An 11,711-nucleotide genomic window follows, 5' to 3' on the forward strand; every position below is an offset into this window, starting at 1 on the left:
CTGGCGCGGGACGCTTTCCTCTTCTGACCGTCTTCCCTGCGCTTTACGTTAGCCATGGCGGTCAGGCTCGCCCGGATGTGGCTTCGTCAGCGCACTCAGTCCTTACGGCTTCGGCAGCAGATGTCCCATCTTCTCGGCTTTAGTGTCGAGATAGTGCGCATTCTTCGGGTTACGGCCGACAACCAGCGGCACACGCTCCACGATATTGATCCCGGCTTCGCTGAGGATCTCCACTTTGCGTGGGTTGTTGGTCAGCAGGCGCACTTCATTCACGCCCAGCAGTTTGAACATGTCGGCACACAGGGTAAAGTCGCGCTCATCAGCGGCAAAGCCAAGCTGATGGTTCGCCTCGACAGTATCGTAACCTTTATCCTGCAGCGCATAGGCGCGGATCTTATTCAGCAGACCGATATTACGGCCTTCCTGACGATGATAGAGCAGGACGCCGCGACCCTCTTCTGCGATGGCGTTAAGGGCGGCTTCCAGCTGAAAACCACAGTCGCAACGCAGGCTGAAGAGTGCGTCGCCGGTCAGGCATTCGGAGTGAACGCGCGCCAGTACCGGCTCATTATCGTTAATATCGCCAAAGACCAGGGCAACATGGTCATGTCCGGTTGCCAGTTCTTCAAAACCAACCATCAGGAAATCTCCCCATGGCGTGGGCAGTTTGGCTTCTGCCACCCGTTTAAGCTGCATGTGACTCTCCAGAACCTTCAGAGGATGCACTATCATCATGATAGTGCACAGGCCAGTGTGGCCTGACAAACGTGCAATATTGTGCCACAACCCTGAGTCGGGCTGGTAATCTCTCATACCAATTGCATTGATAAAGCACAATTATCCAATCTGCAACAGGTATGTTATTCTTTTTTAAGCTAAAGTTATGCATGCTTTGTGACCTGACACCGGGATAAGGGAAGAGATGTTTAAGATTTCGCGCCGTACCACCCTGGGAATGCTGCTGCTGCTGATCATGCCCGTTACCGTCTGGCTTAGCGGCTGGCGCTGGCAACCCGGCGAAAGCAACGCCCTGCTGAAAACGCTGTTCTTCATGACCGAAACGGTCACCAGCCCGTGGGGCATTGTCACCAGCGTGCTGCTGAGCGCCTGGATGCTCTGGTGCCTGCGCTTTCGCCTGAAGCCGGCGATCCTGCTGCTGCTGATCATGAATGCCACTATCCTGGCGGGGCAATACACCAAATCTTTCATCAAAGAGCAGATCCAGGAGCCGCGTCCCTATGTCATCTGGCTGGAACAGCATCACGGACTGGATGAAAAAACCTTTTATGAACTGAAGCGCAAACAGCGTGGTGAGATGGTAACGTCGCTGATCGCCGATGAGACGCAGATACCCGGCTGGCTGAAACGGCACTGGGCTTTTGAAACCGGTTTTGCCTTTCCGTCAGGCCATACGATGTTTGCGGCCAGCTGGGCGCTGCTGGCCTTAGGGCTGCTCTGGCCGCGCCGTCACTATAAAACTGTGGTGGTGATCTTTCTCTGGGCCACGGGCGTCATGGCGAGCCGGATGCTGCTGGGCATGCACTGGCCTCGCGATCTGGCGATGGCCACCGTGATCTCCTGGATACTGGTGACCCTGGCGACCTGGCTGGCCCAGCGCGTCTGCGGCCCGCTCACGCTGCCACCTGAAGAGCAAAAAGAGGTGGCACAGCGGGAGCCCTGATTGTAATTCCCCGCGAAGACCCCATATTATTGATCGGTCTTGCGCAAAAGCGACTCGGCCAATGCTGCTGGGAGCAGCATTTTTGCTGTAGTTTTGGCATAATTCTACCTGACAACCTCACAACAGGACGCACTGTGAAATATTTGCTGATTTTTTTAGTGGTACTGGTCATTTTCATTGTTTCCGTCACCTTAGGCGCGCATAACGACCAGGTCATTACTTTTAACTATCTGCTGGCGCAGGGTGAGTTCAGCATCTCGACCTTACTGGCATCACTGTTTGGCGCAGGGTTTGTCCTCGGCTGGGTCATCTGCGGCCTGTTCTGGTTACGTACCCGCGTCGCACTGGCGAATGCCAACCGTAAAATCAAGCGTATGCAGACGCAGATTGAACAGAGCACCGCGCTGGCGACCTCGCCATCCTCTCCGGCCGGCCGGGAATAATCCCCGATGCATGAATTGCTGTTTCTGTTACTGCCGGTTGCGGCTGCGTATGGCTGGTATATGGGCCGCCGCAGCGCGCATCAGGATAAGCAGCAGGAAGCTAACAAACTCTCGCGTGAATATGTTGCTGGCGTAAACTTCCTGCTTTCTAACCAGCAGGACAAAGCGGTCGACCTCTTTCTGGATATGCTGAAAGAGGACAGCGGCACCGTAGAAGCACACCTCACACTGGGCAATCTGTTCCGGTCGCGTGGCGAAGTAGACCGCGCCATCCGAATCCATCAGGCTTTAATGGAAAGTGCCTCCCTGAGCTACGAGCAGCGCCTGCTTGCCGTGCAACAACTGGGCCGGGACTACATGGCGGCGGGCCTGTATGACCGCGCCGAAGATATGTTTAAACAGCTCACCGATGAAACCGACTTTCGGGTGGGGGCGTTGCAGCAGCTGCTGTTAATCCATCAGGCCACCAGCGACTGGCAGCAGGCGATTGAAGTGGCAGAGCGGCTGGTTAAGCTCGGCAAAGAGAAACAGAAAGGCGAAATCGCTCATTTCTACTGTGAACTGGCGTTGCAGGCGATGAGCAGCGACGACCTGGATCGTGCCATAAGCCTGCTGAAGAAAGGGGAGGCGGCCGATCGCAACAGTGCCCGCATCTCCATCATGATGGGCCGTATCCTGATGGAAAAAGAGGATTTCGCCCGTGCGGTGGGGCATCTGCAGCGGGTGCTGGATCAGGATAAAGAGCTGGTCAGTGAAACACTGGCGATGCTGGAAACCTGCTACCAGCGACTCAACCAGCCCGAGGCCTGGGCGGCGTTTCTGCAGCGCTGCGTCGATGAGAACACCGGTGCGGCAGCGGAGCTCTATCTCTCCGATATCCTTGAGCAGCAGCAGGGTTCAGAGGCGGCCCAGAACTACATCAGTCGTCAGTTGCAGCGTCATCCCACCATGCGGGTGTTCCATCGTCTGATGGATCTCAACCTGCTTGAAGCCGAAGATGGCCGGGCCAAAGAGAGCCTGATGGTGCTGCGTGACATGGTGGGTGAACAGATTCGCACCAAGCCGCGCTATCGCTGCCAGAAGTGTGGTTTTACCGCTCACGCGCTCTACTGGCACTGCCCATCCTGCCGCACCTGGTCTTCCGTTAAGCCTATCCGGGGACTCGACGGCCAGTAATCCGGCCGACGCAGTCCGGTGTAAATCATCGCATTATAGTTACAACATACTAAAGGGGGTGAACTGACGCCGAGAGCAAGCAGCAGTGCATTTATTGCCAGGCAGAGGGGCACGGCGATTGTGATGCTCCGGGCCCGCAGGTAGAATGCTTGCCGTTTGTCTATTGCGCCTGCGGGTGCCTACTGCAGAGGAAATGCCATGCCTTCACCCCACAACGTGACCGCCTCGCCGATTCTGGTAGCGCTGGATTACCATGACCTCGACAGCGCATTGCGTTTTGTCGACCAGATCGACCCCCGCAGTTGCCGCCTGAAGGTGGGCAAAGAGATGTTTACGCTGTTTGGCCCGTCGCTGGTCAGAACCCTGCAGCAGCGCGGCTTTGAGATCTTCCTCGACCTGAAATTTCACGATATTCCTAACACTACCGCGCATGCTGTGGCGGCCGCGGCCGATCTCGGTGTCTGGATGGTCAACGTCCACGCCAGCGGCGGGGCGCGGATGATGAATGCGGCGCGTGAAGCGCTGGTTCCTTATGGTAACGATGCCCCCTTGCTGATTGCGGTCACCGTACTGACCAGCATGGATGCCGACGATCTGAAAGGGCTGGGCATCACACTCTCGCCGGCTGAGCAGGCGGAGCGACTGGCGAAACTGACTCACGCCTGCGGGCTGGATGGCGTCGTCTGCTCCGCGCAGGAAGCCGTTCGCTTTAAAAAAGTGATGGGCAACGACTTTGCGCTGGTCACGCCGGGGATTCGTCCGGCAGGCAGTGAGGCAGGCGATCAGCGTCGCATCATGACGCCTCAGCAGGCGAAGCAGGCAGGCGTGGACTATATGGTTATTGGTCGTCCGATTACCCAGGCGACCGATCCGGCTGCCGCACTGCAGGCAATTCTGCACTCTCTGGAGATACGCTAATGGCTAATGATAATCCACTGGTTTACTCAACCGACAGCGGCCGAATTACCCAGCCGCAGCCGAAAGCGGAACGCCCCAAAGGGGATGGCATTGTGCGCATCCAGCGTCAGACCAGCGGCCGTAAAGGCAAAGGGGTCTGCCTGATTAGCGGGATTGACCTGGATGATGCGGCACTGGCACTGCTGGCGGCGGAGCTGAAAAAGAAGTGCGGCTGTGGTGGATCCGTTAAAGAGGGCGTGATCGAGATTCAGGGCGATAAACGCGATCTGCTGAAAAGTCTGCTGGAAGCCAAAGGCATGAAGGTGAAACTGGCGGGCGGCTGATAAAAAATCGGGCTACAGACGTAGCCCGATTGTAACGCAGATGCTTAGCGTAGCCGATTATAGTTTTAATAAGGTCCTTAGTGGACCTGATGACCGATAATACCACCCACAGCGGCACCGCCGACTGTTCCGAGTGCGCTACCATTGGTCAGAACTGAACCCCCAATTGCGCCCGCACCCGCGCCAATCGCGGTGTTACGGTCACGTTTGGACCAGTTAGAGCAGCCGCTCAGTGCGACGGCTAAGGTGGTCGCCAGTACAACGGCAGTGATTCGTTTCATTGTTGTTGTCATACACTTCTCCTTTGATGTGCTCACAGAGGCAACACTCTTAGTATAGCTCCGATATTGACTCAGCCCGCTTGTGCCGCATCATTGCCGCGTCCGTGACGGCATCGAAATGTGATCACCATGGACAAACCGTTTGTAGCGGATGAGTAGCCATGCTGTCCCAACAGGTCCATGCATTGCCGGAGAGAATTTTAATCGTTCTGCGGAAATTCCGAAGATAGAAAATTCTTAAATCACGGCACATTTTTGCATTCACAGCCATTCCTTCTGCGTTTATAGCTAATCGCTCCATAACCCTTTGGCGGCCAACTCCGCAAAATTCAGGGACGATTGTCAGCAGGAGAAGAGGCATGCTGGAACACCTTAAACAACAGGTTCTGGAAGCGAATCTGGATCTACCCAAATATAACCTGGTGACCTTCACCTGGGGCAATGTCAGCGCGATCGACCGCGAACAGGGCCTGCTGGTGATTAAACCCTCCGGCGTGCGCTACGAGGTCATGAAGCGCGACGACATGGTCGTGGTCGATCTCACGACGGGTGAGGTGGTGGAGGGCGACAAGCGTCCCTCATCGGACACCGCGACGCACCGGGCGCTCTATCTCGCCTGGCCGGAGGTGGGGGGCATCGTCCATACCCATTCACGGCATGCGACGATCTGGGCGCAGGCAGGACGACCGATTCCCGCCTGGGGAACCACCCATGCCGATGATTTCTACGGAGAGATCCCCTGTACCCGCTCCATGCGCAGCGAAGAGATTCAGCACGATTATGAGTGGAACACCGGAGAGGTGATTATCGAGACCTTTGCGCAGCGTGGCCTGTCTCCCTCCGCGATTCCGGCGGTGCTGGTCAACTCGCATGGCCCGTTTGCCTGGGGGAAGGATGCCCACGCGGCTGTCCACAGCGCCGTCGTGCTGGAGGAGGTGGCCTACATGGGCTTATTCAGCCAGCAGCTGACGGCAAACCTGCCGCCCATCCAGCAACCGCTGCTTGACCTTCACTACCTGCGAAAGCATGGCGAAAATGCCTGGTACGGGCAGAAATAATCATCAGGACGCTTCGGCGTCCTTTTTTTACCCGCTTTACGCAGGGTGGCACGTTCTCTGTTCTTTTTTTTCTGACTTTTCAACAGCCGAAACCTGCGGCCACCCCTTTTTAAGACGACTGCCGGATGACTGCACGCCGGTCCGCATTATCTATTCAGTGCGCGTTAAGCATCGGCCTGGTGCTGCCTGACCGCATGCTGACAATGTGTAACGTGCCTAATCTATTTCTGACGAGCCTGTCAGGGATCACTCTGGATTTTGTGTTGTAAATCAATCTCTCATTTGGTCTGGCCTCACTCTGCATTACGCTGATGTCGCGTATTAAACGCATCAAATATAAACAGAGGATGAGACAATGACAGTAATTAACCAACCCACTTGCAGATTATTTACCGAAGCCGGCAACACCACGCAGTTAGTCGCCTATTACGAAGAAGGGCGTCGGACGATGTGGATGATGCTGCGTGCGCAGCCGCGCCCGAGTTTCAACCATGAACTGATTGAGGAGATCATGAATCTGAGCTACGCCGCACAGCGTTCTGGTCTGCCCATCGATTTCTGGGTCACCGGGTCGCTGGTGCCGCAGATGTTCAACGCCGGTGGCGATCTGCGCTTTTTCGTCGAGTGCATCCGCAATAACCGCCGTGAGGCGCTGCGGGCCTATGCCCGTGCCTGCGTGGACTGCATCCACTCGGCGGCGCGCGGATTTGATACGGGAGCGGTAACGCTGGCGATGATCGAGGGAAGTGCCTTAGGCGGTGGATTCGAAGCGGCGCTGGCGCATCACTTCATTCTGGCGCAAAACAATGCGCGGATGGGGTTCCCGGAAATCGCCTTTAACCTGTTCCCTGGCATGGGCGGTTACTCGCTGGTGGCCCGTCGTTCCGGCATGAAGCTGGCCGAGGAGTTAATCTGTGAAGGTGAGTCCCACAGTGCAGAGTGGTATGAAACGCGCGGTCTGGTGGACAAAGTCTTCCAGCCGGGCGATAGCTACCGTGCCACCCGCACCTTTATCGATACTTTACGGCCGAAGCTGAATGGCGTCCGGGCGATGCTGAAAGCGCGTCAGCGCGTGCTGCAGTTGTCACGCGCCGAGCTGATGGATATCACCGAGGATTGGGTCGATTACGCCTTTACGCTCGAACCTAAAGACATTGCTTACATGGAACGCCTGGTTCAGTTACAAAACCGCCACAGCGCATCACTGCGTAAAGCGGGATAACCGGACTCAGCGTTAAACGCGGGCAGGATGCTTAGCCAGCCAATGCCCAAATTGCTCCGCGGGCATTGGTTTTGCGTAGTAGTAACCCTGACGCCCATCCACACCACTTTTGAGAACAAACGACTCTTCATCCGGGGTTTCAATGCCTTCCGCGATGACCTGCAAATCGAGCGCTTTGGCAACGGCGACGATGGCGCGCACCAGCGACTGGGAAACCGGCTGCGTACTAATATTGCGGATAAAGCTCTGATCAAGCTTGATGGCATTAATCGGCACACGGGCCAGCTGTGACAGCGAGGAGTAACCGGTGCCGAAGTCATCAAGATGAATCTTTGCGCCCAGATCCTGAAACTGCTTCATCAGCTTCAGCGCCTCGGTCTCATTCTCAATCAGGCAGCTTTCAGTCAGCTCAATGTCGATGGGGCAGTCGGTAAGCCCCGCCTCATGCAGCGCCTGTTTCAGGTCGGTGTAGATGCTTTGATCGATCAGCTGGCGGGCTGAGACGTTCACGGCGACGCGCAGAAAAATGCCCTCCTGGCGCCAGGCAATGATCTGCTTCAGCACGTTGAGCATCACCCAGCGGCCCAGCGGCACAATCAGTCCCGACTCTTCGGCATAGGGAATGAAATCGGCCGGCGAGACCAGGCCCCGTTCCGGTGAGTTCCAGCGAACCAGGGCTTCCGCACTGCGGACTTCGCCATCGCTGTCGATTTTGGGCTGGTAGTAGACCAGCAAGTGGTCGAGTTCCAGCGCCTTGCGAAGATTGGTATCCAGCCAGAGGTATTCAAAAACCCGCTGGTTCATCTCGGCGGCAAAAACGCAGAATTTGCCGCGACCGTTCTCTTTGGCGTGATACATCGCGGTATCCGCATTACGAATCAGGCTTTCACGATCTTCGCCATGCAGCGGTGCGAACGCGATGCCGATTGAGCAACCGCTGTAGACTTCGATCAGGCCGATACGGAACGGCTGACGCAGCCGCTCCAGAATGCGTGAGGCCATCGCCTCCAGCGCGGCCTGGCTGGTGTGCTCGGCCAGCACCACAAACTCGTCACCGCCCAGCCGGCCCAGCGTCTGATCTTTGCCCAGACAGCTCAGGATCGCCAGCGACACCGCCTGCAGGAGCTGGTCGCCAAACATATGGCCGTAGGCGTCATTCACTTTCTTGAAATTATCGAGATCCAGGTAAACCACACCGGTCTCATCTCCCCCGGAACGCTCCAGCGCCAGGCTAATCTGTTGATGGATGGCGTTGCGATTAGGCAAACCGGTCACCGTATCGGTGTTAGCCAGTACCCGGAGCCGTTCCTGAGCCCGACGCTCCTCGGTGATGTCGGTCCCGGAACAGATGAGGAAAATTTCATTTTTGCCACTGCCGCTATGAACAAACTTATTACGAAACAGAAAGAGTCGCTGGCCTTTGCGGGTTTTGACCCAGCGTTCGACCTCATAGGAGTTGCCGTCGCGAAAGAAGCCCGCGATGTTGCGGCGCGACTGGGACGCTTCCTGTTTGGTCATAAAGAGCTGGAAGACGTTGCGGCCAATCACCTCATGCTCATTCAGGCCGGTATATTCTTCACTGAGACGATTAAAGCGCTGAATATTGCCGCGCTGGTCGAGGATGACAATCACCGAGTTGGCTTCAGAAACCACCTGTTCGGCGAAAGAGAGTCCCAGCGTTAAATCGCGTGCAACCGCCGAGGTGTCGCCCCAGGCGGAGGCGGTGCCAGCCCAGGATGCCTGGTTCACTTTACGCCCGACAAAATGCATAGGCACATCAATGCCTTGTAAGGTCATGGTCAGGTTAATGCTTGACGTGATGACGGGCATCGCGCGAATCATCGCGGCCTGGCCGGGGGTCAGCGGCAGGGCAATATTGGTCTGTGACGACTCATCTTCAGCAAAATGTAGCGCATCGCTGTCCGCGGTCAGACGCCAATGAGGGCTGGTTGTACCAAACAGGGTGTACAACAAGGTTTGCCCTTGTTCATCGGTCATGGAAACTTCCTCCGGGAAGTGCTCTGCAGGCGTTATCTCATTATTTTAGCAACAGTATTCATCATCTGACGCCAGCACAAGATGCAAACCAAATATATTTTTCCATCCAGATAAGAATGGCACAAAAAAGCCCCGACGGTGCGGGGCATTAAGCCATGATCAGCAGGGACATTTCCCCAGTTTTCCCGCCTGACTCGGGAAGCGCGCATCCAGACAGTAACGGTGGAAATCGCGCTCGTTCATCGTCGGCTGGCCAGGATGATGCTGCCGCATATGCTGCAGATATTTTTCATAATCCTGTACCCCGACCATTAAGCGAAAGCACTGCTGCAGGCCGCGCCAGAAGCCGCGCCAGCTGAACGCGACAGGAGCAGAGGCGGTAAGGGGATGACAGCCGATAATCTGCCATTTCCCCTGCGGCCGCTGGAACTGATGAATCGCATCAGACATGGCGCACCTCCTTATTACGCAGCGCCACCGATGACTCATGGGTGGTTGGGGTGTCACTGCGCAGCGCCTTGCGGATAACAAAGAACGCGGCGATCAGCATCGTCACGGCTACCAGCATAAAAAAGGCACACAGCGCCGCGTTGATCTGATTGCTGAACACGATGGTCTGCATGTCCCCCACGCTTTTTGCCGGGGCGATGATCACGCCGTCCTCCACGCCTTTGCGGAACTTGCTGGCCTGCGCCAGGAAGCCGATAGCGGGTTTCTCATGAAAGATTTTCTGCCAGCCTGCGGTCATGGAGGTGATAAACAGCCAGACGGTGGGCAGGATGGTGACCCAGGCGTAGCGCTGCTTTTTCATTTTGAACAGCACGACGGTGCCGAGGATCAACGCCATCGACGCCAGCATCTGATTACCGATACCGAACAGTGGCCAGAGCGTATTAATGCCGCCCAGCGGATCCACCACGCCCTGATAGACAAAGAAGCCCCAGCCCGCAACGGCAACGGTGGTGCCCGCCATATTGCCCAGCCAGGAACGGTTGTTCGCCATTGAAGGCACCACGGTGCCCACGAGATCCTGCACCATAAAACGGCAGGCGCGGGTGCCGGCATCGACCGCAGTCAGGATAAACAGCGCTTCAAACAGGATGGCGAAGTGGTACCAGAACGCCATCATCGCCCGGCTGTTAAAGATCTCGGTGATGATATGGGCCATCCCCACGGCGAAGGTTGGCGCACCGCCGGCACGTGACAGAATCGAGCCTTCGCCCACGTCACGGGCGATGCCGCTCAGCATTTCAGGCGTCACCACAAAGCCCCAGCCGTTAATCACCTGTGAGGCGCTCTCCACGGTGGAACCAATCAGCGCCGCTGGCGAGTTCATGGCAAAGTAGACGCCGGGGTCCAGCACCGAGGCGCAGATCAGCGCCATAATGGCCACAAAAGATTCCATCAGCATCGCGCCGTAGCCAATAAAGCGGATATGGCTTTCGCGCTCCACCAGTTTAGGCGTAGTGCCGCTGGACACCAGCGCATGAAAGCCTGAGATCGCGCCGCAGGCGATGGTGATAAACAGGAAGGGGAACATCGCCCCGGAGAAGACCGGGCCAGTGCCGTCGATAAAGCGGGTTACCGCCGGCATTTTCATCTCCGGCATGGCAAAGACAATGCCCACCGCCAGGCCGACAATCACGCCGATTTTGAGAAAGGTCGAGAGATAGTCACGCGGTGCCAGCAGCAGCCAGACCGGCAGCACTGAGGCGATAAAGCCGTAGATGACCAGCACCCAGGTCAGCGTGGTGCCTTTCAGGGTGAAGAAGGGGCCCCAGTAAGGGTGTTGCGCCACATCGCCGCCATAGATAATCGCCGCCATCATCAGCACAAAGCCAATCAGCGATACCTCCGCGATTTTACCCGGACGGATAAAGCGCATGTAGAGACCCATAAACAGCGCGATAGGAATGGTGGCGGCTATCGTAAACAGCCCCCACGGACTGTTAGCCAGCGCCTTTACCACCACCAGCGCCAGCGCCGACAGGATAATGATCATCACGCCCAGGGCGCCGAGCATGGTCACCACACCGGCAAACGCGCCGAGCTCCTGACGGGCCATCTCACCCAGCGAACGACCATCCCGGCGGGTTGAGATAAACAGGATCAGGAAATCCTGAACCGCGCCCGCCAGCATTACCCCCACAAGGATCCAGATAGTACCGGGCAGAAAGCCCATCTGCGCCGCCAGAATCGGCCCGACCAGGGGACCGGCACCGGCAATCGCCGCAAAGTGATGACCGAACAGCACCCATTTATTGGTCGGGACATAATCCAGCCCGTCGCTCAGCCGCTCGGCCGGGGTCATCCGGCGGTCGTCCAGCTCGAAGATATTACGGGCAATAAACAGGCTGTAGAAACGATACGCGATGCTGTAACAGGCGACAGCGGCTATCACCAGCCAGACTGCGTTGACGTGTTCGCCGCGGCTGAGGGCCAGCATGGCAAAAGCGCCTGCGCCGATTAACGCCACCACTAACCAGATCGCGCTGGTTTTGACGTTTTTCATGACTAACTCCTTGTAGGGATCGAGAGGAAGGCGATCGAAAACAACGAGTTAAACTTAATGTAATGGAATGTAAGTGAAAGTTAATCAGTGGAGAAGTGT

Annotated in this window: 12 protein-coding genes; 7 read left to right on the forward strand and 5 right to left on the reverse strand. The window is 56.7% G+C overall.

Features of this window, described 5'->3' with window-relative positions:
* Window positions 1–102 precede the first annotated feature (102 nt).
* Window positions 103–696 (reverse strand): GTP cyclohydrolase II, encoded by a 594-nt coding sequence (gene ribA / locus S7A_RS09205; protein ID WP_009089973.1) that lies wholly within the window; start codon window positions 694–696, stop codon window positions 103–105.
* 226 nt (window positions 697–922) lie between these two features.
* Here ribA and pgpB point away from each other — a divergent pair, with 226 nt between their 5' ends.
* From pgpB to yciH, 5 genes are all read left to right on the forward strand, one after another.
* Window positions 923–1,681 carry a phosphatidylglycerophosphatase B gene (gene pgpB, locus S7A_RS09210; RefSeq protein WP_009089974.1) on the forward strand — a complete coding sequence of 253 codons (759 nt, stop codon included), beginning with the start codon at window positions 923–925 and terminating at the stop codon, window positions 1,679–1,681.
* Window positions 1,682–1,815: 134 nt separating this feature from the next.
* Window positions 1,816–2,124, forward strand: a complete 309-nt coding sequence (locus tag S7A_RS09215) for a LapA family protein (RefSeq protein ID WP_009089976.1) — start codon at window positions 1,816–1,818, stop codon at window positions 2,122–2,124.
* A gap of 6 nt (window positions 2,125–2,130) precedes the next feature.
* Entirely contained in the window at window positions 2,131–3,300 is a 1,170-nt protein-coding gene (gene lapB, locus S7A_RS09220) for a lipopolysaccharide assembly protein LapB (protein ID WP_009089977.1), read from the forward strand.
* Window positions 3,301–3,498: 198 nt separating this feature from the next.
* Window positions 3,499–4,218 carry an orotidine-5'-phosphate decarboxylase gene (gene pyrF, locus S7A_RS09225; protein WP_192810374.1) on the forward strand — a complete coding sequence of 240 codons (720 nt, stop codon included), beginning with the start codon at window positions 3,499–3,501 and terminating at the stop codon, window positions 4,216–4,218.
* Window positions 4,218–4,541: a stress response translation initiation inhibitor YciH gene (gene yciH / locus S7A_RS09230; protein WP_009089980.1), complete on the forward strand. Its 324-nt coding sequence runs from the start codon at window positions 4,218–4,220 to the stop codon at window positions 4,539–4,541. The genes pyrF and yciH overlap by 1 nt, the downstream gene beginning before the upstream one ends.
* A gap of 77 nt (window positions 4,542–4,618) precedes the next feature.
* Here the strand turns inward: yciH and osmB are convergent, their stop codons facing one another.
* Window positions 4,619–4,834, reverse strand: coding sequence for an osmotically-inducible lipoprotein OsmB (gene osmB, locus S7A_RS09235; RefSeq protein ID WP_003853848.1), 216 nt, complete (start codon window positions 4,832–4,834; stop codon window positions 4,619–4,621).
* A gap of 347 nt (window positions 4,835–5,181) precedes the next feature.
* Here osmB and araD point away from each other — a divergent pair, with 347 nt between their 5' ends.
* Both araD and S7A_RS09245 read left to right on the forward strand, forming a co-directional pair.
* On the forward strand, window positions 5,182–5,880 hold the full coding sequence (gene araD, locus S7A_RS09240; RefSeq protein ID WP_009089984.1) for an L-ribulose-5-phosphate 4-epimerase: 699 nt from the start codon (window positions 5,182–5,184) through the stop codon (window positions 5,878–5,880).
* Between the two features lie 355 nt (window positions 5,881–6,235).
* Complete coding sequence (locus S7A_RS09245) at window positions 6,236–7,102, forward strand: crotonase/enoyl-CoA hydratase family protein (RefSeq protein ID WP_009089985.1); 867 nt, start codon at window positions 6,236–6,238, stop codon at window positions 7,100–7,102.
* A 12-nt stretch (window positions 7,103–7,114) separates the two neighbouring features.
* Here S7A_RS09245 and pdeR read toward each other — a convergent pair whose 3' ends face one another.
* The 3 genes from pdeR to S7A_RS09260 all read right to left on the reverse strand — a co-directional run bounded on the left by pdeR (window position 7,115) and on the right by S7A_RS09260 (window position 11,612).
* The gene (gene pdeR, locus S7A_RS09250; protein ID WP_009089987.1) at window positions 7,115–9,100 is read right to left on the reverse strand and encodes a cyclic di-GMP phosphodiesterase; all 1,986 of its coding nucleotides are present in this window, start codon (window positions 9,098–9,100) and stop codon (window positions 7,115–7,117) included.
* A 159-nt stretch (window positions 9,101–9,259) separates the two neighbouring features.
* A complete protein-coding gene (locus tag S7A_RS09255) occupies window positions 9,260–9,550 on the reverse strand; it encodes a YbdD/YjiX family protein (RefSeq protein WP_009089989.1) in 291 nt (96 codons plus the stop codon).
* Complete coding sequence (locus S7A_RS09260) at window positions 9,543–11,612, reverse strand: carbon starvation CstA family protein (protein ID WP_009089991.1); 2,070 nt, start codon at window positions 11,610–11,612, stop codon at window positions 9,543–9,545. The genes S7A_RS09255 and S7A_RS09260 overlap by 8 nt, the downstream gene beginning before the upstream one ends.
* Between the last annotated feature and the right edge of the window lie 99 nt (window positions 11,613–11,711).

The organism is Pantoea sp. Sc1 (genome assembly GCF_000255315.1).
Lineage (GTDB): Bacteria > Pseudomonadota > Gammaproteobacteria > Enterobacterales > Enterobacteriaceae > Pantoea > Pantoea anthophila.